This is a genomic window from Sphingomonas sp. HT-1 (genome assembly GCF_048568905.1).
Taxonomy (GTDB): domain Bacteria; phylum Pseudomonadota; class Alphaproteobacteria; order Sphingomonadales; family Sphingomonadaceae; genus Sphingomonas.
In genome coordinates, this window is sequence record NZ_CP183770.1 from 577,310 (window position 1) to 602,000 (window position 24,691).

The 24,691-nt window shown below is 65.2% G+C and carries 21 protein-coding genes; 13 read left to right on the forward strand and 8 right to left on the reverse strand.

Annotated elements, in window-relative coordinates:
- Positions 1–12 precede the first annotated feature (12 nt).
- On the reverse strand, positions 13–4,521 hold the full coding sequence (locus ACNFJ7_RS02750; protein ID WP_019370612.1) for an AAA domain-containing protein: 4,509 nt from the start codon (positions 4,519–4,521) through the stop codon (positions 13–15).
- A gap of 183 nt (positions 4,522–4,704) precedes the next feature.
- On the opposite strand from ACNFJ7_RS02750, the gene ACNFJ7_RS02755 reads away from it, so the two are divergent.
- The 10 genes from ACNFJ7_RS02755 to ACNFJ7_RS02800 are packed head-to-tail and all read left to right on the forward strand — an operon-like array spanning position 4,705 to position 13,903.
- The gene (locus ACNFJ7_RS02755; protein ID WP_026009327.1) at positions 4,705–5,286 is read left to right on the forward strand and encodes a TerD family protein; all 582 of its coding nucleotides are present in this window, start codon (positions 4,705–4,707) and stop codon (positions 5,284–5,286) included.
- 45 nt (positions 5,287–5,331) lie between these two features.
- The gene (locus tag ACNFJ7_RS02760; RefSeq protein ID WP_019370614.1) at positions 5,332–6,504 is read left to right on the forward strand and encodes a TerD family protein; all 1,173 of its coding nucleotides are present in this window, start codon (positions 5,332–5,334) and stop codon (positions 6,502–6,504) included.
- Between the two features lie 27 nt (positions 6,505–6,531).
- Positions 6,532–7,650: a DUF475 domain-containing protein gene (locus ACNFJ7_RS02765; RefSeq protein ID WP_019370615.1), complete on the forward strand. Its 1,119-nt coding sequence runs from the start codon at positions 6,532–6,534 to the stop codon at positions 7,648–7,650.
- A 15-nt stretch (positions 7,651–7,665) separates the two neighbouring features.
- Complete coding sequence (locus ACNFJ7_RS02770; RefSeq protein WP_019370616.1) at positions 7,666–8,244, forward strand: TerD family protein; 579 nt, start codon at positions 7,666–7,668, stop codon at positions 8,242–8,244.
- A 24-nt stretch (positions 8,245–8,268) separates the two neighbouring features.
- Positions 8,269–8,844: a TerD family protein gene (locus tag ACNFJ7_RS02775; protein WP_019370617.1), complete on the forward strand. Its 576-nt coding sequence runs from the start codon at positions 8,269–8,271 to the stop codon at positions 8,842–8,844.
- A gap of 21 nt (positions 8,845–8,865) precedes the next feature.
- On the forward strand, positions 8,866–10,029 hold the full coding sequence (locus ACNFJ7_RS02780; RefSeq protein ID WP_019370618.1) for a trypsin-like peptidase domain-containing protein: 1,164 nt from the start codon (positions 8,866–8,868) through the stop codon (positions 10,027–10,029).
- The gene (locus tag ACNFJ7_RS02785) at positions 10,023–11,126 is read left to right on the forward strand and encodes a phosphoribosyltransferase domain-containing protein (protein WP_019370619.1); all 1,104 of its coding nucleotides are present in this window, start codon (positions 10,023–10,025) and stop codon (positions 11,124–11,126) included. The genes ACNFJ7_RS02780 and ACNFJ7_RS02785 overlap by 7 nt, the downstream gene beginning before the upstream one ends.
- Positions 11,123–11,872 carry a hypothetical protein gene (locus tag ACNFJ7_RS02790; RefSeq protein WP_019370620.1) on the forward strand — a complete coding sequence of 250 codons (750 nt, stop codon included), beginning with the start codon at positions 11,123–11,125 and terminating at the stop codon, positions 11,870–11,872. Before ACNFJ7_RS02785 ends, ACNFJ7_RS02790 begins: the two co-directional genes overlap by 4 nt.
- Positions 11,862–12,968, forward strand: coding sequence for a cysteine protease StiP family protein (locus tag ACNFJ7_RS02795; RefSeq protein ID WP_019370621.1), 1,107 nt, complete (start codon positions 11,862–11,864; stop codon positions 12,966–12,968). The genes ACNFJ7_RS02790 and ACNFJ7_RS02795 overlap by 11 nt, the downstream gene beginning before the upstream one ends.
- Positions 12,965–13,903, forward strand: coding sequence for an HpcH/HpaI aldolase/citrate lyase family protein (locus tag ACNFJ7_RS02800; protein ID WP_019370622.1), 939 nt, complete (start codon positions 12,965–12,967; stop codon positions 13,901–13,903). Before ACNFJ7_RS02795 ends, ACNFJ7_RS02800 begins: the two co-directional genes overlap by 4 nt.
- A gap of 42 nt (positions 13,904–13,945) precedes the next feature.
- Here ACNFJ7_RS02800 and ACNFJ7_RS02805 read toward each other — a convergent pair whose 3' ends face one another.
- The 7 genes from ACNFJ7_RS02805 to ACNFJ7_RS02835 all read right to left on the reverse strand — a co-directional run bounded on the left by ACNFJ7_RS02805 (position 13,946) and on the right by ACNFJ7_RS02835 (position 21,471).
- Positions 13,946–14,416 carry a hypothetical protein gene (locus ACNFJ7_RS02805; RefSeq protein WP_152997811.1) on the reverse strand — a complete coding sequence of 157 codons (471 nt, stop codon included), beginning with the start codon at positions 14,414–14,416 and terminating at the stop codon, positions 13,946–13,948.
- Positions 14,417–14,475: 59 nt separating this feature from the next.
- The gene (locus ACNFJ7_RS02810) at positions 14,476–15,432 is read right to left on the reverse strand and encodes a toxic anion resistance protein (protein ID WP_419724233.1); all 957 of its coding nucleotides are present in this window, start codon (positions 15,430–15,432) and stop codon (positions 14,476–14,478) included.
- Between the two features lie 266 nt (positions 15,433–15,698).
- Entirely contained in the window at positions 15,699–16,235 is a 537-nt protein-coding gene (locus ACNFJ7_RS02815) for a hypothetical protein (RefSeq protein WP_019370625.1), read from the reverse strand.
- A gap of 75 nt (positions 16,236–16,310) precedes the next feature.
- Positions 16,311–17,162: a hypothetical protein gene (locus tag ACNFJ7_RS02820; protein WP_019370626.1), complete on the reverse strand. Its 852-nt coding sequence runs from the start codon at positions 17,160–17,162 to the stop codon at positions 16,311–16,313.
- A 50-nt stretch (positions 17,163–17,212) separates the two neighbouring features.
- The gene (locus ACNFJ7_RS02825) at positions 17,213–17,869 is read right to left on the reverse strand and encodes a hypothetical protein (protein ID WP_019370627.1); all 657 of its coding nucleotides are present in this window, start codon (positions 17,867–17,869) and stop codon (positions 17,213–17,215) included.
- Positions 17,870–17,910: 41 nt separating this feature from the next.
- Positions 17,911–18,561 (reverse strand): hypothetical protein, encoded by a 651-nt coding sequence (locus ACNFJ7_RS02830; RefSeq protein ID WP_019370628.1) that lies wholly within the window; start codon positions 18,559–18,561, stop codon positions 17,911–17,913.
- A gap of 291 nt (positions 18,562–18,852) precedes the next feature.
- Entirely contained in the window at positions 18,853–21,471 is a 2,619-nt protein-coding gene (locus ACNFJ7_RS02835) for a MobA/MobL family protein (RefSeq protein ID WP_160327950.1), read from the reverse strand.
- A gap of 339 nt (positions 21,472–21,810) precedes the next feature.
- Between ACNFJ7_RS02835 and ACNFJ7_RS02840 the strand changes: the two genes are divergently transcribed.
- Genes ACNFJ7_RS02840 through ACNFJ7_RS02850 form a run of 3 tightly spaced genes read left to right on the forward strand, consistent with a single transcriptional unit; the run spans position 21,811 to position 24,577 of the window.
- Positions 21,811–22,545, forward strand: a complete 735-nt coding sequence (locus tag ACNFJ7_RS02840) for a hypothetical protein (protein WP_019370633.1) — start codon at positions 21,811–21,813, stop codon at positions 22,543–22,545.
- Positions 22,542–22,874, forward strand: coding sequence for a hypothetical protein (locus tag ACNFJ7_RS02845; RefSeq protein ID WP_019370634.1), 333 nt, complete (start codon positions 22,542–22,544; stop codon positions 22,872–22,874). Before ACNFJ7_RS02840 ends, ACNFJ7_RS02845 begins: the two co-directional genes overlap by 4 nt.
- Positions 22,871–24,577: a hypothetical protein gene (locus ACNFJ7_RS02850; protein ID WP_019370635.1), complete on the forward strand. Its 1,707-nt coding sequence runs from the start codon at positions 22,871–22,873 to the stop codon at positions 24,575–24,577. The genes ACNFJ7_RS02845 and ACNFJ7_RS02850 overlap by 4 nt, the downstream gene beginning before the upstream one ends.
- Positions 24,578–24,691: the final 114 nt, after the last annotated feature.

Sequence of the window (24,691 nt, forward strand, 5' to 3'; positions counted from 1 at the left end):
CGCGGTTCCCAGTCAAAACGGGGCTGCCGGGACTAACCACGCATAGGGCACCGGTTCGCGTTGCGCCGGTACGCTCCGCCATCGGCGATGTTCCGTATAGCGACTGGGCGGCAGATCCTGTCCGATCTCGGGCAAGATGCCGCGCGCGGTGAGTACGGCGACCAGTTCGTCGATCACCGCCTGGCGTTCGCGGACGAAGCGCGAAGCGAAGCAGCGCCATATCGTCCAGCCCGCACGCTCCAGCATCCGCTGCCGCGCCATGTCGTCGGGCCATTGTTCGGGGCCGTGATAGCGATCTCCATCGCATTCGATGGCCAGCCGAGAATCGTTGCCGCCTTCCACCACCATGTCGATGCGCTTTGTGCCGACCGGCACCTGGGTATCGACGCGATACCCGCGTTCGATGAGCACATCGTACATTTCGCGCTCGAACGGAGATTCACATTTCGCGCGGCGATCCTCTGTCAGGCTGGACTCGCCGGCGAAGGGAGCGTGGAAATGCTCGATCAGGCTGCGGCGTAACTTGTCGCTCGCGCGCAGGTCCTCCAGCTCGACCGAACGGACCAACACCATGCGGTCCCGCGCGCGGGATGCCGCAACGTTGAAGCGCTGCTCGAAACCGAGGCCGGAGAGACCGGAGCTGCCGCGCTCAGCGACCAGCGACAAGAACATGATGTCACGTTCGTCGCCCTGGAACGCAGCAGGCTCCCCGACACGAATGTTGTGCCGCAGCATTATCTCTGCACCGAGCACCTGTTCGATTGCGGTCAAGATCGCAACGGCCTGTTCCTGACCGAGCAATGTGGTCACACCGATCGAGCGGCTCGCCATCGCGGGATCCTCGGCAATCCGCCCGATCGCATCGATGATGCAATCGACTTCGGGGGGATTGATCTTGCCCTTGCGATAGCCGTCCTCGACCAGAATATCGATCAGGGGCGGGTCAAGCCGTTCCGAGGCCGTGGGCAGGCGCAACGGCACCAACTGGTGGGCATAGAATTGTGCCTTCGAATATTCGATGATCGGGCCGACGCAGCGGAAATGCTCCTTGAGTAGGATTGCGCCACCCGCGAACACCACCGTGCCCAGATCGTAGAGCGATTTCTCTTCGCGAAGCGCCGCGCGGTAATCGGCAACCTGGCCGCCGAGATGGCGGTCCGCGAGCAGGTTCATCCGCGCTTCTTCGCGGAAACCGGCGTCGGGGCTGACCTGGCGGTCATCCCCGACGATCAAGACCTGTTTGGCACGGAGGAGCGCCGGCAAGGCGGCAACGGTCGATTGCGATGCTTCGTCGATCACCACCAGATCGAACAATCCGAGTTCGGCAGGGAGCGATTCCGACACGCGATAATGCGGCATGATCCAGCAGGGCAGCGCGTTCTTGGCACGATCGGCTGCCGCACGCGCATCTTGGCGATAGCGGCCGGCGCGAATGCCCGTGCCGCGCCCGATTTTGCGCATAGCCTGGGCATAGGCGGCGAGCGCGGATCGAACCTGGTCGCTGGCCTTCTCCGCCAGTCGGCACCATGTCCGCAGCTCAATCGATTCCTCATATGCGCGGCGTAGCTGATCTTCATTGTCGCTGCGCTCGCCGCTGAGCGCGGCCAGCCGGTCATGGCAGTCGATCCGCTGGAGCCAGGTTGCCAGCCGGCGCAGCGTCCACCGCGCGCGCCAGTCGCCAGGCGTGAGCGGATCTTCGACCCCCGTCACCGGCTCGCTGCGCAGGCGCTGTGCCCATTGCGGGGCGCCACTTTCCTCAATCAGCATGGTGACGTGCCGTATTTCGGCAAACTGTGGCGCGAGACGGCGAAGAATGGCGCCCTCGGCCAGTACCGCGGCCCAGCGTTGCGCGAGGCGTGTTTCATCGGCGGCGGGCTGACCCACCATCGTCGCCACGATGGCGCGCAGTTCTTCGCCTGCATCGCCCTGGATCTCGGCGATCATGGTCGTGAGCCGCTGGAGTTCGCTTTCCGCCGCCGCGAGCCGCTCGCGCCGCAGATGCCGGTCGAGCAATGCGGCGAGCCTGTCGCTGGCGTCGGGATCGCCTGCTATGCGCGTGCGCCAGCCGGGCAGGACCGTTCGGACCGATATCTGCAGTCGGCGTTCCCGGTCGGCAACGTCGCGCAACTGGGTGAGATGCCGAAGCTGCCGCCGCATCGCTTCGGCAATCCCGGCTCCGTCTCCGGCAACGGGATCGAGTCCCGCCTGTACGCTGGCATGGTTCCACGCCGCTTTCAGCCGCTGCGCTTGATCGAGCGTGGCAAGGTAGCGATTGACATCGGTCCAGTCAGCGGCATTTGCCGGAGCGTGTCCGGAAAGCCGGATCGCGGCGATCTGGCCTTTCAATTGCCGCGCGAAGAGCGACTGGAACAGCCCAAGATCGTCGCCCTGCGCGAGCTTGCCAATCGCTTCGCGCAGCGCAGGGTCGGTGGTGGCTCCCTCGGGCAGCACTACCGGTCGAACAAGGAAATGGCGGCTCTCCTCCGCTAGCGCCGCTATTTCCTCCTCCAACCCGACAAGCGCGACCAGCGTGGCATCGTCCTCGTCCATGCGCCAGCGCAGGAGCACCGCGGCCGTACACGCATAGGGGGCGCTATCGGCGGCAGCGTGCTCGCTGCGTATTCCATCCAGCTCGGCGCGCAGGGCGATCACAGTGTCGATCGTCGAACCGCCGGATAGCGCTTCGGCTTCGGCGATCGACTGGTCGATGCGATCGACTTCGACCAGATCGCGATGCAGCGCCAGCAGGGCCACGCTGTCGGGAAGCGCTTCGGGTGGCGGGGTGACACCCAAGGCGGCCAGCCGTTCGCCAGCGGCTTTTCGCGCCACGCGCAGCCGCGCGATGCAATCGTCGTCGAATTCGGGTTCGTGCGAGGCGATGATGTCGATCGCATCGGGCAGCCATGCGGAGAGCTCGCCCGCGGCGACGACGCGGCGGGCGGCCTCTGCGGGCGTGATGGAAACCCCGTCGATCGTGGCTGCAGTCATCGATCCCCGCCCGATGTCTTGCACCTGGCGATCGATCCCCGCGAGTCCGCGGTGTAGTGCTTCGATGCGTGCGTCGAGTGCAGCAATCTGTCTGCCGATCTCAGCAGGGCGGGTGCGATGCAGGCGATCGGCAATGATGTCTACCGACTCCTGAAATTGCTTGAGACCGTCGCGATCGCTCTCAAGCAGGCTGACCGCCAGCGGGCGCACCGCAGGGGGCAGTTTCTCGCGCAGCACCTTGAGCGGGGGGGCCTTTTGCGAGGTGACCAGCACGCGCTTTCCCTGGGCCAGATAATGGCTGACGATGTTGGCAATCGTGTGCGTCTTTCCGGTGCCCGGGGGGCCTTGGACTACTACGCCCGGTCGCGTCGCGAGGCGCTGGATCACCTCGACCTGCTCGCGATTGAACGGCTTGGGGAAAAACAGGTCTTCGCCTGACCCGTCCGAAGAGGTGATGCCGGGTATCGTCGATACGCCGCGATAGCTTGGATATTCTGCGGCGACGGTCACGTCTGCCGGCGGTTCGATCAGCACGCGCACCGCGGCGGGAATCGCGTCGATGTCGTCGACCTGTTCGATCACCGTACGAAAGCGGCGCAGGTCGTCCATCAGCTGTGTCGCGCGACGGGTGCGCTGGATCAGAACCCAACGATCGTCCACTTGCAGCGTATCACCGGCCGGTGGATGGCGTTCGCCCAAATCGGGCAAATAGTGGCCGTCGGGATCGAGTAGGGCTACCGCCCGGCGCAGTACCGGAGCAAAGCTCTCCGTATCGAACGGACTCAGCCCGTCGCCCTCCAGCCCATCGAGGTGGCGCTGCGTGCTTTTGCGCCATGCGTCGACCGAAGGCGCTTCAAGGGCATCGAGCGGATCGCTTTCGATGCTCACGGGCGATTCGCTGCGCGGACGCACCTCGATCGCATGGGTCTGATCGTTGATCGACAGCTCGACCGGCACCGCAAGCAGCGGATGGTGAAGCTTGGCGCCCCGATGCCCCCACCGGGCGATGCCGATGCCCCACGCCAATTCGATCGGCTGCTCGGCTCCCCCGTCGAGCAGTTGACGAAGCGAGAACAGGCCGTTGTACAGATCGATTGCGTAGCGCCGCGGCCGCTCCTCCAGCACCCAAGGCGACCAGATCTCGCGGACATAGCCGAGCAACTGGGCTTCGAGTCGCGCGCGATCCACCTGTTCGTCGAGCCGAAGCGTAGGATTGCCGCCTGGATCATCGTTCGGGATTTCGGACCGCAGGCGGGGCGCTGCCGTAACATCATCGGATAAGTCGATCCAGGCCCTCAGCACAGTATCAGCGGGCCTCGGCGGTGGCCGACGTACGAGCCGTTCGACGCTCAGCCAAAGAGAGTCATCGCCATCGCGGACATTTACCCGCACGCCCGGAAGCTTGATGATCTCGTCACCATGGCGCCGGAATCCGCGATAGTCGGCCATGTCGATGACGGTGGGCAGGCGATCTCGCTCTGCCGCTTCGATATAGTCGAGGAGCGACAGCAATCGGCCTATTTCGACCTTCATTTAGTGGAGAACCCCTGGGAAGTTGACGACGCCGATATCAGGCAAAAAGTCCGCCTTCGTCAAATCTCCGTTGCTGGAAAATCCGCAGCGAACCGAATGCCTTCATCGCTGTTGCGAGCGACATACGAATTGTAATAGTCCGTTGGCACTTGAAGGTAGCGCGATATCAGAGGGGGAATCTGCTTGGTAAGTCTGCAAAAGGGCCAGTCCGTTCGGCTGGAGAAGACCGGTGGCGGCGCATTGACGCGCGTGTCGATGGGCCTTGGATGGGACGTGCGCAAAACCAAGGGGCTGTTCGGCCTGCTTGGCGGCGGCGGGGGCGACATCGATCTGGACGCCTCCTGCCTGCTGTTCGACGACGGTGGCAATCTCCTCGACCAGGTCTGGTTCCGGCAGCTGGCCAGCAATGACGGCAGCATCGTGCACAGCGGCGACAACCGCACCGGTGCCGGTGACGGTGACGATGAGACGATCAATGTCGATCTGACCCGTCTTCCTGCGAATGTGCGGACCTTGGTGTTCACGGTGAACAGCTTCACCGGCGACAGCTTCGACCGAATCGAGAATGCGTATTGCCGCGTTGTCGATTCCACCAACGGCAAGGAACTCGCGCGCTACGATCTGACCGGTGCGGGCTCGCATACCGGGCAGGTCATGGCGAAACTGGTTCGCTCGGGCGATAGCTGGGAAATGAAGGCGCTGGGGGAGCGCACCTCCGGCCGCACGTTCCAGGAGATGATGGGTTCGATTCTCGCCGCGCTTTGATGGCGTGGCAAGGATCGTCCTCCGGCTAGATTGGCAGGATATTGCATGACCGATCTGCAACAGGGCGGCAACGCCCCTACACCCGGCGATGCGCTGACCATTGGTTTCGCTTGGAAGGTAGCGCCCGGGCGTGATGTCGACGCCGACGCCTCGGCGTATCTGCTGACGGCCTCCGGCAAGGTTCGCGACGATGCGGACATGGTCTTCTACAACCAGCCCGAAGGCGGCGCCGGCGGGATCCGCTTTGTGTCGGCCGGCGGTCGGGGGGCGTTCGAAGTCGATCTCGCGCGGATCCCGAGCGAGATCGAGAAGATCGTTTTCTGCGTCACCATTCACGAGGCGCAGGCCAAAAGCCAGACATTGGCGTTGCTCGACGGCGCGGAGATCACCGTGGCGCCTTCGGGCGGAGCGGCCGCGCTGCGGTTCGCGCCGGCGCTGGCGGGGGCGAGCGAAGCGGCGATGACGTTCGGCGAACTGTATCGCAGAAATGGCCAGTGGAAGTTTCGTGCGGTAGGCCAGGGCTTCAATGGCGGTCTCGCGCCCCTCGCGCGCGCGTTCGGGATCGACGTGGCGGAGGACGCTGCACCGGTCCCGCCGCCAGCGCCGCCGCCGCCGCCGCCGGTAAATTTAAGCAAGGTCACGCTGGAGAAGGCGGGCCAGACCGTCAGCCTGGAGAAGCGGGGAGCCAGTTTCGGCGAGATCATCATCAACCTGAACTGGTCGCGCGGCCGCAAGGGGTTCTTCGGCGGCGGCAGTGCGATCGATCTCGATCTGGGCTGCCTGTTCGAACTTGCCGACGGGCGCAAGGGCGTGGTTCAGGCGCTCGGCAAGGCGTTCGGTTCGTTCAACGATCTGCCCTATATCGCCTTGTCGGGCGACGACCGTACCGGGGACGTTTCGCAAGGCGAAACGCTGCGGGTCAACGGTGCGCAATGGGCACAGATTCGGCGCATCGCGGTGTTTGCCAACATCTATGACGGGGTGCCCAACTGGCAGCAGACCGATGGCGTCGTGCTGGTGACCATGCCCGACCAGCCGCCGATCGAAGTGCGGATGACCGAGGGGCGCGACGATCGGCGACTGTGCGGCATCGTGCTGATCGAAAATGACGCCGGGCGCGTGAAGGTGACGCGGATCGTGGATTATGTGCGGGACCAGCAGGTCCTCGACGAGAAGCTGGGCTGGGGCTTGCGCTGGGTCGCGGGCCGCAAGGATTAAGTCGCTCGCGGCACAAGGGGGAAGAAATTGTTCAAATATTATAAGTGGTCGTTGCTGTTCACGGCATTGTGCCTCGCGCTAGGTACCTGGCTGGGCTGGACGATCACGCACGATGTGGCGGCAACGCTGGGCATCGTGTGGATCGTGCTGGTACTCGGCGTTCTCGAAATATCGCTGTCGTTCGACAATGCCGTCGTCAACGCCACCGTATTGCGCGACATGGATCCGGTCTGGCGTCGCCGCTTCCTCACCTGGGGCATCGTGATTGCCGTATTCGGCATGCGGATCCTGTTCCCGCTGGCGATCGTCGCGATCGCCGCCAAGCTGGGGCCGATCGACGCGGTCAAGCTCGCCGCGACCGATCCGGTGACCTATGAGCGGATCATTACCGGCGCCCATGTCGGCATCTCGGGCTTTGGCGGGGCGTTTCTGGCGATGGTCGGGCTCACCTTCTTCCTCGACGAGGACAAGGACAGCCACTGGATCGGCCCGATCGAGCGCCCCTTTGCCAGCCTTTCGCGCGTCTCGGGCCTTGCGCTCGGCGTGGTACTGCTCGCGCTCTACGGCATTTCGCGCATGATCGCGCCCGAGGATGCGATGACCTTCATCGTCTCGGGCATTTTCGGTCTACTTGCATATATCGGCGTGCAGGCGATCGGCGCGTTGCTGGAACGCGAGGAGGAAGAGGACGTCGTCGGTTCCGGCAATGGCGCCGCAGTCGCCGTCGTGAAGTCTGGGCTCGCCAGCTTCCTCTATCTTGAGGTGCTGGACGCCTCCTTCTCCTTCGACGGCGTGATCGGCGCCTTCGCCTTGTCGAACAATCTGTTCATCATCGCGCTCGGCCTTGGCATCGGTGCGATGTTCGTGCGCTCGATGACGGTGATGCTGGTCGATCGCGGCACCCTCACCGAATATCGCTATCTCGAACACGGGGCATTCTACGCAATCCTCGCGCTCGCAACGATCATGCTGCTGTCGGTCCGATTCGAAATCCCCGAGACGGTGACTGGGCTGATCGGCGCGGGGTTCATCGGCATCGCCTTTGCCGCCTCGCTGCGCAGCAACCGCGCCGAGGCCACCGCTGCCGTGCCGCTGGAAGACGCGGACCCGGTCGGCCCCACCGGCGAGCACCTCAATCGACACTAATCAGGAGAGAACATCATGTCGGTAAGTCTGTCCAAGGGCGGCAATGTCAGCCTGTCGAAGGAAGAGCCCAATCTCAGCAAGATCCTGATCGGACTGGGCTGGGATACCCGCGCCACCGACGGTGCGGATTTCGACCTCGACGCAAGTGCCTTTCTGCTCGCGAGCGGCGACAAGGTGCGCGGCGACAGCGACTTCATCTTCTACAACAATCTGCGCTCCAGCGACGGGTCGGTCGAGCATACCGGCGATAACCGTACCGGGGAGGGCGATGGCGATGACGAGGCGCTCAAGGTCGACCTGACGCGTGTTCCCGAGCAGGTGCAGAAGATTGCGATCGCGGTGACGATCCACGAAGGCGAGAGCCGCCGGCAGAGCTTCGGCATGGTCTCCAACGCCTTCATCCGGATCGTAAATGATGCGACGGGCCGGGAAATCTCGCGCTACGACCTCGCCGAGGATGCCTCGACCGAGACCGCGATGATCTTCGGTGAAGTGTATCGCCACAATGGCGAGTGGAAGTTCCGCGCCGTCGGGCAGGGCTATAAGGGCGGCCTGGCGCCGCTCGCGCGCAACTTCGGTGTCAACGTCGGCTGATCCTGGCCGCAAGGAGTATTCATCATGCCAGTTTCGCTTTCCAAGGGCGGCAATGTCAGCCTCAGCAAAGAAGCTCCGGGCCTCAAGGCCGTGCGTGTCGGACTCGGTTGGGATACCCGCGTCACCGACGGCAGCGGCTTCGACCTCGACGCCAGCGTGTTCCTGCTGAACGATGGCGGCAAGGTTCGCTCGGACGCCGATTTCGTGTTCTACAACAACAAGAATGGCGGCAACGGTTCGGTCGTGCACCAGGGCGACAATACCACCGGCGAGGGCAGTGGAGACGATGAAGTGGTGGCGGTGTCGCTCGACCAGCTTCCCGCGGAGATACAGAAGCTGAGCTTCGCCGTGACGATTCATGAGGCAGAGGGGCGTCGCCAGAATTTCGGCATGGTATCCAACGCGTTCATCCGCGTTCTTAACGCCGATGGCGGCACCGAGATCGCCCGCTACGACCTGTCCGAAGACGCCTCGACCGAAACCGCGATGATCTTCGGCGAGCTCTATCGGCACAATGGCGAGTGGAAGTTCAAGGCGATCGGCCAGGGCTTTGCCGGCGGGCTGGGTCCGCTTGCCCAGTCCTTTGGCGTGAACGTCTGACGCCAGGGAACAGGCCCGCACATGCGTGCCTTGGTTGCGGGCGAACGGGCTGCCATCGCCGGCGCGCAGAGACTTGCGATCGCCTGCGATGGTGGCGCGTTGCCGGCCTTGGCGCTGATCGCGCTGGGGGCCGACCGCCGGATCACACCCGCTTTCCCATTGATCGATACGGTCGCCCGCGAGATGCGCCCGGCAGCGCAGTTCGAGGGCGAATCCCATCTGCGCCTCGATCTCGATGCCGTTCCCCGGCCCGTCGAGCGGCTGATGCTGATCGCCTTCGATCGCGGCAGCCAGCCGATCGGCCGCATCGTCACGGTGGAAACGGGCGTGTTCCGTTTCGCTGCCGACTTGCGGGGCCGCGGCGATGCGGCCGCGATCCTGATCGAATGCTATCGCCACCAAGGTGCCTGGCGCTTATCCGCCAATGGGCAGGGCTTTGCGCTGGGGTTGAACGCGATCGCGGCGGCGCACGGCATCGATCATCGCTGGGTTATGCAGATGATCCCGCGCCTGCAGCCGGCCGCCGGTTCCGGGCAGGACGGCGATCACCGCCCGCCCGGTAGCGGCGCGTCCAGCGGCAGCGGCGTCGCGATCGAGCGGAATCATATTCTCACCAACGCGCATGTCGTCGAGGATGCCCGATCGGTCACTGTCCATGTCGCCGGACGTGCGTTGGCTGCGGAGACGGTGTTTGCCGATGCCCGCAACGATCTGGCCCTGCTGCATGTCGAGGCGGGGCTGCCCGGCGTCGCCCAATTCCGCTCGCAAGTGGGGTTGCATCTGGGCGAGGACATCGTCGCACTCGGCTTTCCGCTCCAGGGGCTGCTCGGCACCGGACCGCAAGCGAGCGCGGGCAACATCGCTGCCTCGTGCGGCATCGGCAACGACAGTAGCGTGTTCCAGTTCACCGCGCCGATCGCCAGCGGCAACAGCGGGGGGCCGATTCTCGACATGGCCGGACATCTGGTGGGATTGGTCAGTTCGTCGCTCAACCTCGATCGCATCCGCGAGCGCGGCGCCATTGCCGAGAACATCAATTTTGGCATCAAGGGCGCGATCCTGCTCAGTTTCCTCGATGCGTTCGGCATAGAGCCGCACATGGCGCGTGAGACCTCCGTGGTTGGCCGTGCGGCGGTGGTGCGCCAGGCGCGTGACGTGATCGCCCGGGTGACCTGCGAATGCTGACACTGGCCGCGCCAACCCGCTCGATTGCGCTGGCGACCGGACGGCTCGATATCGCGATAGAGGAAGCGACCTGGCCGCTCGACAGCCTGTGCGACTTCGCTGCGCGGGAAAATCCGCGGCGCGGCTTCCTGGTCGTGTCGCGGGTACTGGGGCGTCACCTTCCGGCGGCACCGCAGAGGATGCGGCAAAGCGTGCACGATCTCGCGCGGCAGATTCCGGCCGACCTGCCGGGACCCGTGATGGTCGTGGGGATGGCGGAAACGGCCGTGTGCCTTGGCCAGACGTTGCACGAGGAATTGTGCCGTTCGACCGGGCGCGACGACATCCATTTCCTGCATTCGACCCGCCAGCAACTCGACGCACCGTTGCTCTGCCGTTTCGAAGAGCCGCACAGCCATGCCTCGGCGCACCTGATCTACCGTCCCGATCTTCCCGAGCCTCGTGCCCTGGTGCTCGTCGACGACGAGGTCTCGACCGGTACGACGCTGTGCAACCTCGCCGATGCGCTGGTCGCTGTCTGGCCACGCGTGGAAGCGATCGTCGTGGCGACGCTGACCGACTGGTCGGTGGGCAAGCACTGGCCGGCGCAGATGCCGCGCCCGACCCAGATCGCCGCACTGCTCCGCGGCCGGCTCGAATGGACGCAGGGCACGGCGATGACGGCCGATGCCGCGTTCGATAGCGCCGCGGCCTCGCTTGGGCGCATGGCGGCGCATCGCAATTTCGGGCGCTTGGGGATCGCGGCACCGGTCGCGCTGCCGCCCGTCTCGGCGCTGCCCGAAGCTACCGGGCCGCTGCGCATCATCGGCACCGGCGAGTTCACCTATCTGCCATTCCGCCTGGCCGAGCAACTTGCCGCTGACGGGCAGGACGTCGTCGTCCAGGCGACCAGCCGCAGCCCGGCGCGGCTCGGCGCGGCAATGGCGACGAAGCTTTGTTTCTCGGACAATTACGGAACCGGCGTGCCCAATTATCTCTACAATGCCGATCCGGCGGACGGACGCGCGAACTGGATCGCGCATGAAACCGGCGCAGGGACGATCGATCCGGCGCTGATCGCAGCGCTCGACGCCCGGCTGGTGGGCTGGGTCGCATGATCCGCGCCATTGCCCTGGTCGACCTCGACGACACGCTGTTCCAGACCCTGCGCAAATGCCCGCCCGACGTTCCGGCCGACCGCTTGACGCCGCTCGGCTTCGCGCGCGACGGATCTCCGCTGAGCTATGCGACGCCGCGCCAGATGCAGTTCCTCGAATGGCTGGCGGAGACCACCCATCTGGTGCCGGTGACTGCGCGCAGCCTGGACGCGTTGCGGCGCGCACGCATCCCGTTCCGCGCGGCGGTGTGTGCGCATGGCGGCGTGGTACTGGACGACGCGGGCGAGGTCGATCCGGACTGGGCCGAGACGATCGCCAGCCGGGCTGCGCCCCATGCGGGGCAACTCGCTGATCTGGCCGACGCGATCGGCGGCGAGGCGAAGGCGCGGGGCGTGCCGGTCAACGCCCGCGTTCTTACCGAAGGTGCGCTGCCGCTCTATACGCTCGCCAAGCATGACCACGCGGATGCGGACGCGCTGTTCGCCGTGGTGGATGCTGCGGTGCCATCTCTGCCCGCCGGCTGGACCGATCACCGCAACGGCAACAATGTCGCGCTGATGCCGCCCTATCTCGGCAAGGCGCATGCGGTGGCGCATATCCTGCCCGGCCTGCGCTCGCGCTATCCCGATGCGCCGGTGATCGGAATCGGCGACAGCCATACCGACGCACCCTTCATGGGGCTGTGCGATTTCGCGATGATGCCGCCACGGTCGCAGCTGGCGGGCGGGATGTTCGATGGCCGTTGACCCCTCGGTGCGCGCCGGTACCCCCTTTTCGGGCAGCTATGATCCTGCCGATGTCACCTTCCTGCTCAAGCCGGTGGCTATGGCGGCGACTGGGGTTGCCGACAAGGAAGCCGCCATCCAATCCGGCCGCCGCCATTATTCGGAGATGATCGCACCGGAGCGCGTGCCCGACGCCAGCTATCTGGCGCTGTACCGCGCGGCCTTGGCGCGCAACGGTGCCCGGCTGGCGCAGGACGTGGCGAGCCTTGCCGCGCATCTCGCCGGGCGGCGGCCCGGCCACGACGTGGTCATCGTCTCGTTGGCCCGGGCCGGCACACCGATTGGCGTGCTGCTCACGCGGACCCTGCGCGCCTGGGGGCATGTCGCCCATCATTATTCGGTGAGCATCATCCGCGACCGCGGCATCGATGCTGTGGCGCTCGCTCATATCGCCGCGCGTCACGATCCGGCGGATGCGGTGTTCGTCGATGGATGGACCGGCAAGGGCGCAATCGCCGCCGAGCTCCGCGCTGCGCTTGCCGGCCGCCCGATGGGCTTCGTGCCCGAGCTCGCGGTCATTGCGGATCCCGCCGGCCAGGCCGATATCGCTGCTACGGAGGACGATTATCTGATCGCCTCGGGCCTGCTCAACGGTATCGTCTCTGGGTTGGTGAGCCGATCGATCCTCAACGCCGAAATGGTCAAGCCGGGCGATTTCCACGCCTGTGTCACCTACCCGCAACATGCTGGTGCTGATCTGTCGCGGGCCTTTGTCGATGGCATCGCGCCCGCCGCCGCGACCGCGGCTCCCCGGACCATCGATGGTCATGCCGGCCGACGGAAGGTCTTGAGAGAAGGGTGCGAGGCGATGGTTGAAGCGCTTCTGAGACAGGCCGGGACGCGCGACCGCAACCGGATCAAGCCGGGCATCGCCGAGGCGACGCGCGCGCTGCTGCGACGCGTTCCCGAACGGCTTCTGGTCCGCGATCCTCACGACGCCGATGTCGCGCACTTGCTCCACCTCGCGGCCGAACACCAAGTTCCGGTCGATACGCTCGGCCATGACTCACAGTATCGCGCAGTGGCGATCATCCGCAGCCTGGGGCGGGACGCATGAATTCGATTTCGGCGCTGGATCTGGGTGCGACCCTCTATCTTCCCTGCACGCGCGACGACCTAGCCGAAGCGCTGCTCGGCGCAAAGCGGATTCCGGAGCTGCGCTCGGCGGTGTTGTGCCTTGAGGACGCGGTGCTCGAGCGCGATGTGCCGGTTGCGCTCTGCCGGCTTTCCGCGTTCCTCCGAACGCTCGCCCTGCGGTCGCCGGGGCCGGGCGAGCCGTTGCTCTTCGTACGGCCGCGCAATGCCGCGATGCTCGAGCATGTGCTGCGCATGCCGGGGTGCGAGCGATTGTCCGGCTTCGTCATCCCCAAGGCGCATGCCGAGAGCATGCCCGCCTATCTGGTCGCGCCGCTGCACGATCATCACCGGCTGATGCCGACGCTGGAGACGCGCGAGGCCTGCGACCCGCAGGAGATGCGCCGGCTTCGCGATCAGTTGCTGATGGTACAGGAAAGGATCCTGGCATTGCGCATCGGCGGCAATGATCTCCTGCGCGCGATGGGCTTGCGCCGCACCGCAGGGCAGACCGCCTATGAAGGGCCGCTTGGCAGCATCATCGCCAATCTGGTCGCGGGGTTTGCGCCGTGGGGGTTTGCGCTGAGTGCCCCGGTCTTCGAGCAGTTCGCCGACACCGCATTGCTGCGCGAGGAAGTTGCGCGCGATATCGAACACGGCCTGCTTACCAAGACGGCGATCCATCCCGATCAGGTGGCGGTGATCCAGGCGGCACTCGCCGTTCCGGCAGAGCAGATCGAAGAGGCGCGGCTATTGCTCGATGAAGATGCGCCAGCGGTGTTCGCGCATGACGGCGTGATGTGCGAGCCGGCGACGCATCGCGCCTGGGCGGAGCGGCTGCTCGATCGCGCGGCGCTCTTCGGCATTACCGATACCGTCTCCGCGCCGCTTCGGCTCGTTTCGGGAACGGATCGCTGACCGAATTTCGCGCCGAGATCGACGAGCGATAGAGGCCGTGCGTCAACGCAGCGGATCGTCCTTGCCATAGCGATTTTCGATGAAGCGGAGATTGTCGGCGAAGCTGTCCAGATCCTCCTGGGCCAGCGTGCGCGATAGCGTTTCCAGCCGCGCGACCATCTTCTCGAAGCCCTGGTTCAGATTGTAGCTCGCCGAGCGGCCAGTCTGGCGGAAGATCTCCGCACGGTGGCTCGCGGGGATCTCGGCATAGCTTTCTATCAGTCGCGGCAGATGGCTGTCGCGCATCTGCCGCACCTCGGTAAGCGCGGAGACCATGAGCGCGTCGTCATGCGTCCGGGCTTCGATATCGGCGATCAGTGCGAGCAGGCGTGCTACCAGCGGCCGCGACGCGTCGGGCAGCCTCGGGTCTTCGGCCGAAACAGGGGGGGCAAACGGTTTGCTGCTCGCCGGCGCAGGATCCGGGCGTGCTGGACCGCCCAGCCATCCCGCCAATTTGTCCAGAAATCCAGCCAATTGATGTTCTCACCCGAATGCGTATCCTGGCATTGGTAGTGCATCGACTCGTCGTCGCGCTAGAGGGGAGTACCCCGCTGGGCTGTCTGCGCGGCGAGGATTGCGCGACGAACCTGATCGACGGCATCGTCCAGAACGCGCTGGAAATCGCCACGCGTAGCGGGCGCTTCCTCCGCCGCTCGCGCCGTCCGCTCCAGCGCTTCGGCCTGACGGGCCATATCCTGGCTTTGGGTCAGTGCGCGCTGGGCGGCAATCGCGGTGCGTAGCGCCGCGATGCTGGTGTCACGTGCCCGGCCGAGCGCTTGCGCCAGCGCATGTTGGCCATCGATCAGCAATTGCAGGGTGAGGATGCCCTGCTGCGTCACGGCGAGTTGCGTGGCGACGTCCTGCTCACGCGACAGCAGGCGCGTTCGCGCAGTGTCGCAAAGGAATCGGGCGCGGGTCGGCTGGTCGAACATCAGCTCGCGACCTGCCGCATCCACCGCCGCGGCGCACGCACGGATCAACGCCAGCGCGTCGTCCAGTTCGGCTGCTGCCGCGCGCAGTTTTGTGCTGTCCGACTCGATCGTGATCAGCGATCGGGCGACATTGTCGCGTTCGCGATCGAGCGACTCGACCAACGCTTCCAGGCGCGTCTGCGGATCCGCGTGGTTCTTGGGGGCGGCTTTGAAAAGGGATCGCCTGCGAGGCTGGGCCGGCGCGCCAAGATCGGCCATGAGGGCCTGGAGATCATCCAGACTGCTGGCTGCCGACTGGCCGAAAGAGATTGTGCGATCCAGCCGTCTACTCGCTTCGGACGCTCCGCTGACCGCGCGCCTACCCAGCGTGTCGATCGAATCAAGAAGAACGTTGTCATTTGACGCCAACCATTGGCGGAGCAGGCGGCGCGCCTGCTCGCGAAAGGTCTCTTCGGGGCCCGAAGGAGCGCTGGGCAAACTCTGTTCCTTTTGTGGATCCTTCACAGGCGTATGCAAAGCGTGCGGGTTGATGACAATGGTGTAGGGGATGGCTGGCATGCCCCGCAACATGTGTGTCGCTGCATCTAGTAGCACTTTGAAGATCGGAGCCGCCTGACATGGGCTGCTGAGCGCAAGCGGGGATTGCCCAGCGTTGATGGTCTAAGCAGTGCAGCGTGAGCTCCTGCACCAAATCATATAAGGCCTTTGGTTTTAGTGCGATTATTCAGATTCAATAATCGCAAATGGACTGTGATTGACGTGTTGGAATTACCGGGCGGACGATAGGCAATGTCCGCCCGGGTGTCATGGGGCATCGTGGCGCGTCAAAGGGTCGCGGCGAATTCCTCCATAGGCACGCCATCGGCGTAGCGCGCACCATCCGGGACGTGGATCGAACCGACCAGTTTGATGCCCCACGCCTTTTCGGCCGCCTCACGCCACAGCCGGTCGGCTCGCGCCATGCCGCGCGCGATCCGGCTGCGCGGGGGCAGCGGCGAGGCGATCAGACTAGCGCGCGGGCCGATCGACCAGCGGTGCGTGTCGGTCAGCAGCTCGATCGGCGCCTCGTCGGAGGCGGCGTAGAGCCGCACCTGCGGGTGCCAATCGACCCAGTGAGTCGCGCGCGTGGCAAGGGAAACCCCGATCGGCCCGTTCGCGATTGGCGTATCAAACTCCACGTAGACGACGTCCCGGCCGGTATCACTGACAACGTCGGCGACCTGGAGCGCCTCGATGGGGTTCCTACGCCTGCCCGAGGCGAAGTTCACGGGGCTGCCGATGGGGGCGTCCGGATAGCCCATGGCGGTGCGCAGGCCGATGGTCCAGGCCTGCAGGGTGTCGAGCGAATGCTGGATGGTCATGTTGTTAGTCTCCGTTGGGGCCATCGGCCCCGATCATTTGGTTTCCGCCCCCTTTCAGAGGCCGTGATCACCGCGTCAGCCACCAATTCCCGGCGCCAGCGCTTCCAGTTTGCGCGTTTCCGCAGCGAAGGCCTGGGCCATCAGCTCGTCGCCGTAGCGCTGCCAGTCGGCGGCGTAGCTGCGATGGGCGCAGTGGGTGGCGATGAAGGACGTGAGCCGGTGCGTTGCCTCAAGGATGGAGACGGGGCCGCCCGTCAGCGCGCGCCAGCGCATCAGCAGGGCGCACGTCGTCCACACGTCTCCCTCAACCACCGAACGGACGGCCGACCACTTCCCCTGCTGCATCAGCTTTGAGACGAGATCCGGCCGACAGGTGAGTTTGGCAGGGACACCGAGCCGGGCGGCGATCTCGGCAATGTGCGCAGGTGCCGCGCCACCGCACATCTCGGTGCACAGGTCGAGGTGGCCGGACGCATCCCGGCGCCAAGGCGTGACCAGGCGGCCCAAGCTGGATGGCAGTCGCAGGCCGGCATCCATCGCGCCGATCAGGATCTGCGGAAGATCGCTATTGAAGCCGCCCCATGTGACGATCTGAACGCTGCCGAGATGCTCCATGTCGGCGAAGAACGCCGCAAGGACGGCGGCCTCATCCTGTTCCGGCAGGCCGCGGGTCTCCAGCCGTATCGGTCGAAGGCCATCTTCGGCCTCGGTCGTCACCAGCCACGACAGGGCCACCACGCGCTGGCACGGCCAGCGCGGCGTCACCCGGGGGTCATGGGGTGGTAGGTGCTCGGCATATCCCGGTACGAACCGTTCGGATGCACGGTAGCGGGCATGCGCTTCGTGATCATAGGCGCGCTCCGCATCGAGCACGACGACAAAGCGGGGCGTGTCGCTCTTCCAGAGCGAGGTCAGTTCATGATGCATGGTAGGTCTCCGGCGGACGCGCGGGGTCCGCAATTTGTGGGTGCAGAAGGTCAGCGAGGGGTGCGCTGGTCGGCGAGCCAGCGGTCGAGCGCGCGCCGGGCGATCTGGGCGGGGTGCTCGGCATCGTCGAAATAGCCGTGGCCGGCGGCCCAGGCGCGCCAGCCGGCGATGGCCTCACCGATTAATTGCTCGGCGGCGATGCCGGGATCCGGCAGCAGATAGAGGGGCATGGCTGCATCGCACGCCTCGAAATCGGCGTTGGGGCCGCAGAAGCACGGCAGGGGCATTGCCTTTGCCTGGCGCAGATGCGGGGTGTGCTCGCGCGGCAGATCACGCCAGCGTCCGGCGGTGTCGGCCGCTGCGGCGACGATGCCCGGATGCCGCGCCGGATCGGCCAGGGCGAGGAGGCGCCGCGGCACCGAGCCCCAATTGTCCCAGCTGACCACGGTTTGCGTGAGCGGAAGCTGCGGCTCCAGCCAGTCGAGCAGATCGCGAACCGTGTCGCCTTCGCCCAGGCAGCGGGCATCGGTGGAGAAGCGATAGCCGCCGTCGTCGCCCGGCAGGACGGTCAGCGTGCCGATACCGCATAGCAGGCGCGCATCCGGACGATGACCGGCTGCGGGACAGGTAGCGACGGTGCGCACGGCAAGGCCGATCGAGACGGGCGCGAAACCGCGCGCCTCGACCGAAAAGTCGATAAGAGGCATGGGAGTTTTCCTTGATTTCAGCCGCAACGCGGGTGGGTTGATCAGCCGGCGGCGGAGAGCAGGTCCGCGAAGTGCAGCCGGGCGGCGGCGTGGTCCGCCTCTTCGAGCCAAGTGGCGAAATCGGCGCGGAGCGTGGTGGTGATCGACCGGCCGCCCGCCTTGATCGCGACGAGGCGATGGAGGATCAGACGGAGGCAGGCGATGACGTCGATCTGTGCATCCTGCTCGATGGCGTCGACATCGGATCGCACCCAGGACGTGAAGCGGTCGTTGGGGTCGGCATGGGCACAGAAGATCTGGGCCTCGGCGCAGGCCTGCTCGAGGCTCAGCACGCCCGCGTCGCTGCGAGCCGACAGGCTGAGCACGTCGTTTTGGCCGGTCCCGCATATCGTGCGGAGCGCAGGAGACCCGGCCGCGCCGGGCAAGCGACCGAGCAGTGCGGTGGCCTCTGTCAGCCGGTATCCAAAAATGGCCGTGCCGGGGTGCGCAAGATGCTGGTCGAGCCGGTGCAGCAGGGCATCGACGGGATCGGATGGCCGGAGAACGATGCTGTCGAGCGTGAACATAACCCGATCGCCCTGCGGCTGGGCAGACAGGATCGCCGCGCCGACCGGGATGGTGCGGTCGACGCCGAGGTGTGAGCCGACATCCAGTTCAGCGATGTGCACGGTTATGATGGGGGCAGGAATCATGAAGATACTCCGGACGCGCGGCATCGGCCCGGACCGCGCAGGGCGGTGGGCACGAGGACGCGCAGTTGCTGGGGGTGGTCAGCAGCGCCGACCGTGGACGAAGGCCTGAGCAAGGGTAGATCGGAGGATGCCGACCTTCTGTTTTTCCCTTCCTTCAGAACCTTCGCTTGATCCTGACCTGAAATTCACCTTCGTCGGCGTCTTTTCCATGCTGCATCCAGAGATGGGCCTACCTTTTGCAAGGCGTTTCGCGCTGGCTTCCGATATCGGCAGCGCCCGACCTTCTGGTATTCAGCGCGAGATCGTTTCCGCGTTCGTCGCTATCCGCGCGATGCGGCGGGCACCTGCAGGCAATTTGCCGGCGGTGTGATGAGTTGCCGGGACGGCTTGTTCAACCGGAGCCTGCGGAGCAGCGTCCGGTGAGCCGACAGGCAAGGGCGGCTGAGGATCTTCCTTCCCTGTATTCTTTGGTGGCATCTTTGGCGATGGGGCGGCCGGTGTCGCGGCCGAGAAGCGCGCTGCAACATCTGCTAGAACGGTTTGGACCCCTTGGTCGTGCCGCCAGGCTTCGACGAGATGCCGCGCCACTGGAGGTGCTGCTGCCGTAAGCGTCCAGCCGGTTTCCTCCCGCACCAGATCGGCGGGATGCGCTTCGATATGGGCGGCGATCGTCTGGAGTTCCTCGCGCTGCTGCTCTGCGATTGCAGTCAAGCGGCGCTGCACGGCTTCGGTGCGCAAGTCGTTGTCGGTGAGATTGTACGCGGCCAGCAGCTGGGCGTCGGGCATTCTCGTGTTATCGAGTACCGCGATGTAGGCCCGGTTCTGCTCGACGTCGTCCAACATGGCGACAAGCCTGTCGTCACGATCATCCCGCTTGGCGCGCTCGACAAGAGCCGCCTGGAGTATTTGATCGTTGATGCCAACCTTCGTCACCGTTTCGCGCTCTTGGCGAGACAGTACGGACCAGTCGGGCTGCAGCCGGGTGCCGGTTCGGCGATAGGGGCGCGGTCCGGATTGGCGCAGGATACGGCACGCTTCCTCGACCAGCGATTGCCGAGCGGCTTCCGCGGCACGTTCGGCTTCCACGCGTTTCACTTCGGTTTCGCGCGCCTGTCGCTGTTCCTCTTGGTACTTGAGATCTTGGCGATGCCGCTCCCGCAATGCCCTGCCGAGGTCGTCGTGGGGCAAGCTTTCTACCAAGCCACGTTCGCCGTTCGGCATTGCCGACAGGTCGAGGATGAGGCGATTCTGCTCAACGCGATAGGGCGGCATCTTTGCGGTAAGGATCAGTTGTCGCGCCCGATCCGCCGTCTGTTGCAGATCCTGGCGGATGAGTCGTTCACGCAGCGCCAGCGCCTCGCCGCGCTGCTCGACTAGTTTCTTGCGCAACGCCGATGACCTGGTAGCCGCAACCGAGGCAACCACCATGCGATCTGCTACTGTTTGTGCCTGACGGGCAGGCACCCGAAGTGTCGGTGCGGACCTAATCCCGTTTGCCACCTGCCATGCTACAGCCCCCAATTTGACGGCTATGAACTTTGTCTCCCCCAATGGACGGCGCGCCCGCCGCTGGCGGATCAACATCTGTAGGACCGCATGTGCACGATCGCGAACCAGTATGGCGAAATGTCGATGCGCGGTGCGCTTCGCCGGCTGTGTTCGCAAAAGCCCGTTCGCGACGTTGCGGGCGCTGTCTGCTACCGCCCGAGCCCGGCCGGTGATGATGACCACCCGTCGGCGCGCGGCATCCGAATGCATCTGTCGATCGAGAAGCGCAACGAGCTTGCCTTGCGCCTCCACTTGTTTTGCCGCGTGAGCCTGCTCGAAGGCGAGCTCATTGCTTTCCGCGATGAGGGCATTGCGCGCGATCGAGTGCACATGTTCGCCGCGCTCATGTGCCGCCATGGCGGCCGCGCCGACATGTGCTTGTCGCTCAGCGGCGATGCCGCGCTCCTGGTATGTCTGATGGGTGAAGCGTTCCGGCCGTCCAGCCGCGTGGCACGCCCGGTTCATATGCGCGGCTGCAAGCGCACGCATCAATTTGAGCCCGTCCGGATCCGTTAGCCCGTTCAGCTTCTCCTGCGTGATCGACCATTCATGTTCCCCGGTGCGCTCGCAGGGGCGCAGCGAAAAAATAATATGGGCGTGATAGTTGCGCGCATCGCCCTTGGCATCCGGAACATGGATTGCGGCAGCCCACGGAAGGCCCAACCGGCCGAACGTCCGTTCGCAAAACTCCTGCACCATTGCGCGGCGCTCTGCCGCATCGATGTCGTGCGGCAGGTTCCAGATGATGCGGTGCTGAACGATCGCGTTGGCGCGGTAGGCTTCCTCGATTGCTTCGAGGGCGCGCCAGCAAGCCGCGATCTCCTGAGCGTCTTTGCCCATATTGGACATGACGCTCGCATCGACCACCATATCGCCGATGCGTTCGATCGCTTCGTCGCGTAAAATGTACAGTGCGTGGTCTGCAGACAGGCCCGGACGCCAACCCTTCGATTTGAAACCGACGTATCGCACGCGGAAGAAAAGGGCCACGCGCCCACGCTTGTCGACAATCGGGGCTAGGTATGTCCGGACTGCCCGCCTCGAGACGCCGGCCAACTTCTCCATCTTGTGGCGCCGTGCGCAGGATGCCCCATTTTGCTCATTCGTCCGCGAGAAGCGGATGCGGATCGGGTGCCCCCATGCTCGCGCCAGTTCCTGATCCAGTTTGCGATTGGCGGCTGCCTGTTCGGCAGCCGCCGCTACGCGACGCCGCTTGCGTAACGAGTCGACACGCCGGAACGCTGCGGCAATGGTCCGCTCTGCGGCTTGAAGGCGGCGCCCGGTTCGCTCGCCGTCCATGAGCAGGCGAAAGACTTGCGCATCTGCCCGCGCCCATATGCCTTCCTCGGTCTCCAGCAGCATCGCGACACCCTGATCGTGGGGCCACAGGCGGGGTGGGGAACAAGGAGCGGATGCGCAGTTGACCGGGGTCAACATTTCTTTCGCATCCCACCCCACAGATCTTCCCTCGTCTGTGGTCCTCCGCTTCGTAGGTGCCCTTTCTGATTGGTATTGCGGGGGGCGCTCCATCCGACCTGTGCGGGATGCCCCGTCGCACGTCGGTGCCGGTGCGAATCCACGGCGGCCAGCCCATCAGGTGCCAACGCACCGATCACTCGCAAAAGTGGAGCGCCCCCCGCAATCGGCGCGACCTGGGGTTCGTATCGTCAGCCCGTCCGATCACGGACGAGGAGACAACCCATGGAATATGATGCCAACGAAATCCGCCGCCGCCGCGAATATGAGGCGGCCATGGCCGTGAAGCGCAAGGCTGAAGAGCGACTGGCCGAGATCAACCGCAAGGCTCGCAACGCCAAGACGCGCCTTCTATCCACCACCCGGTCGGAGCAGTGGCATCGCATGTCGCTCGCCTGGTTGGAACGCGACGCGGGGTACACAGGCGAGATGGCGTCGGCGCGCGTGTGGCTGCGCCACCAGCCGCTCGACGACTATATCGTGCTGGTCGCGCCGTTCGCGGCCGGGCAGCCTGGCGTCACGAGCATCGCGGCCGAGGTCGCGGCAGTCCGCGCCAACCTGGACGATTGGACGAAGCGCGGCGAGGCGCTGCTGCTCGATCGTGCCAGCCGCGCCTATGCGGAAGAGGTCGCGGGCTTCCGCGTCTGGCAGCGCGACCACGCGGACAGCCATGCGTGGCGGCGCAAGCCGATGACGCGATCGCAGGGATTTCTGATCGGGCGGATGGCGGCGGCGCGAGATCTGGAGCCGCCTGCCCGAATGAATCGTGGCGAGGCGCACGACTGGATCGAACGGCACGGTGGCAATCCCCGACTGGCGGCCTCCCCGGTCGATCCCGATAAGCCGCCTCGGCCGCCCCTAACCGCCGCTGAGGTCGCAGACGCCTCGAGCAACGAGGTGGTGAGCGCATCCAACCGACCCTCGATTGACGACGCGGGCAGTGTGGGAGGCGAGGCGTGACCGATATATTGGGCGAGAGCCGTTCGGTCGTCATCGGCGGGCGCCCTGAACTTTTCCACGGCTACGACGCGCTTGCGCGTCGTGCCGACGAACTGATCGGTCGGATGCAGCGGATCGAGACCATACTAGGCGCGGACCCGCCCGGACTTGACGAGGAATGGCACGATCTGGCGACCGCCGCCGAAGCGCTGGTCGCCGTCAGCATCGCCCAGGAAGCCTGGCTGGCCGACCACGACGCCGCGCTCAACCGCGAAATCGCACGCGTGCGCGATGACATACGATCCCTCAACACTCCGGGAGGTAACGCTGGCGCGGGAGACATACCATGACCATCATCGACGACGTCACTGCGGCGGTCGCGCAGGCTGGCTTCGACGACGGCATCGATCCATCGGCAGGTTACCGGTGCGGCTGGGATTACTGGATCGCCGGACAGCCCGCGACGGACGGCTGCGGCATCGCCCGGACGACCCATCGCTTGCCTATCGATCTCGAGAAGCTGCCGCATGGCGCGGTTGCGATTGTTGACGGCAACATGACCATTTCTCAGTTGGTCGCGTCTCTTTGGCGCCAGTGCTTGATCAGGCCCGACGATAGGGAAGAGCTGAAGCCGAACCCTTTCGCCGTGAGCAGCGCGTCAAAAAATTACGCGAGACTGCAGCATCTCGTCACGCTGATTGGTCACTCGCCGCATGACCTTGCTCTGTATCTCGCTGATCTGCGACTGCGCAACGGTACGCTGTTCCATCGCGTGCTTGCCAAGGACTTCAAGGGCGCTCTCGCGCTGTCTCCAACGATCGCAGAGGATCCGTGGCCGGATCTTGTGCGCGAGCAGTGGGTGAAGCCGGAGACGGACTATCTCCCGCCCTTCCTGGTTGCCGTCCTCTATGCTGAACTGGCGCGGCTAGCCGTCAATCAGGCCGGGCTGCTCGCAATGGCATTCGATGAGGGCGCCGAGCTTTCCACACGGCGTTTCCTGCCCCGCGTCCCATTGGCGAGTACCGCTCATCAGCCTTTCGCAATCAAGCGTGCCATCGAGATGCTGCCCTACCAGTCGATAGCCCTGAGCGCGCCGGGTACCGTCCTGCAACGCGGCGACGCCGAAGCAGCAGCGGCCTGGGCTAAGGTATGTGCCGCGAGCCTGACAGCGGCGGCCGAGGAACTGGACGGCATCGATGTGGCGCCCGCCACGCCGAAGCAGGCCAAGGCGCTCGCCCGGGATTTCGAGTCCAGCCCCGCATTCTGGCTCGAACAGCGCAATGGCCATGGCTGGTCACGCCAGAACCGCCCGGCCGCAACGCGATGGGGGTTGGACTGGCGTCAGCACGCCTCCGTCGGGTTGCTGGAAATCATGATGACGGCCCAGGACTGGAACGAGCGGTACAGGCCGGAAGGACCCAGGCTAGCCTCCATGTCGCTGCGGCGGGTGTCCTGGGCGATCGCGACGATTAACTATGCATGGGTGGCGGAGAGCAACCCGGCGGCCGCACTTTGGCTGTTGATGCAGACACAAGGCAAGAAGGAAGATGCGTTGCCGCTCGTGTTCGGCCCCTTTGGTATGGACCACGCCCTCGAGGCGAAGTCAGGGGACACGCTGCGCAAGAAAGCGATGGCGATGATCGCCGACCGACCCAGACCGGGCGAGCTCGGCTATACGGCGCGCTATCAAGCCCATTTATGGTTGAATGATCGCGGCGACGACATCGCGTATTACCGCCATTATCAATGGGACGCGATCGTGGGCTATATTCGGGCAAAGAAGGGCATCTTGCCCGAGGTTCTGCAGGATACGAGCCGCGTGCCCGAAGAGGTGGTCGCCGTTCTGGGTCGCACGCACGGTGTGTCGCCCAACTACGGCGGGCTCGGGCATAATCAGCTGCCATTCGCCCCCATGACCGACGACATCGCCGCTGCTCGCGGCGCGCAGAACGTCGGCATGATGATCTCGCCTCTATCGACCGATCCGATGCGTGAAATGCCATCGCGAAAACTTGGGCAGCAAAAGAAGGAGGGCAAGACCAAGAAGCGGTGACGTCGTCGGTGCCCCCCTACTCAGCGATGACCTAGACGGCAATACGCACGGGTCCGATCGGCCCGACCCGGCTAATCATAACTGCGCCCTGACAATCGGCAACGTCTAGCGACA

Coding starts and splice junctions, on each gene's coding strand:
- ACNFJ7_RS02760 (WP_019370614.1), top strand. CDS start 5,332: ATGACCGATCTGCAACAGGGCGGCAACGCCCCTACACCCGGCGATGCG.
- ACNFJ7_RS02820 (WP_019370626.1), bottom strand. CDS start 17,162: ATGCATCATGAACTGACCTCGCTCTGGAAGAGCGACACGCCCCGCTTT.
- ACNFJ7_RS02795 (WP_019370621.1), top strand. CDS start 11,862: ATGGCCGTTGACCCCTCGGTGCGCGCCGGTACCCCCTTTTCGGGCAGC.
- ACNFJ7_RS02750 (WP_019370612.1), bottom strand. CDS start 4,521: ATGAAGGTCGAAATAGGCCGATTGCTGTCGCTCCTCGACTATATCGAA.
- ACNFJ7_RS02815 (WP_019370625.1), bottom strand. CDS start 16,235: ATGACCATCCAGCATTCGCTCGACACCCTGCAGGCCTGGACCATCGGC.
- ACNFJ7_RS02785 (WP_019370619.1), top strand. CDS start 10,023: ATGCTGACACTGGCCGCGCCAACCCGCTCGATTGCGCTGGCGACCGGA.
- ACNFJ7_RS02830 (WP_019370628.1), bottom strand. CDS start 18,561: ATGATTCCTGCCCCCATCATAACCGTGCACATCGCTGAACTGGATGTC.
- ACNFJ7_RS02775 (WP_019370617.1), top strand. CDS start 8,269: ATGCCAGTTTCGCTTTCCAAGGGCGGCAATGTCAGCCTCAGCAAAGAA.
- ACNFJ7_RS02835 (WP_160327950.1), bottom strand. CDS start 21,471: ATGCTGCTGGAGACCGAGGAAGGCATATGGGCGCGGGCAGATGCGCAA.
- ACNFJ7_RS02800 (WP_019370622.1), top strand. CDS start 12,965: ATGAATTCGATTTCGGCGCTGGATCTGGGTGCGACCCTCTATCTTCCC.
- ACNFJ7_RS02770 (WP_019370616.1), top strand. CDS start 7,666: ATGTCGGTAAGTCTGTCCAAGGGCGGCAATGTCAGCCTGTCGAAGGAA.
- ACNFJ7_RS02780 (WP_019370618.1), top strand. CDS start 8,866: ATGCGTGCCTTGGTTGCGGGCGAACGGGCTGCCATCGCCGGCGCGCAG.
- ACNFJ7_RS02790 (WP_019370620.1), top strand. CDS start 11,123: ATGATCCGCGCCATTGCCCTGGTCGACCTCGACGACACGCTGTTCCAG.
- ACNFJ7_RS02825 (WP_019370627.1), bottom strand. CDS start 17,869: ATGCCTCTTATCGACTTTTCGGTCGAGGCGCGCGGTTTCGCGCCCGTC.
- ACNFJ7_RS02840 (WP_019370633.1), top strand. CDS start 21,811: ATGGAATATGATGCCAACGAAATCCGCCGCCGCCGCGAATATGAGGCG.
- ACNFJ7_RS02850 (WP_019370635.1), top strand. CDS start 22,871: ATGACCATCATCGACGACGTCACTGCGGCGGTCGCGCAGGCTGGCTTC.
- ACNFJ7_RS02810 (WP_419724233.1), bottom strand. CDS start 15,432: ATGCCAGCCATCCCCTACACCATTGTCATCAACCCGCACGCTTTGCAT.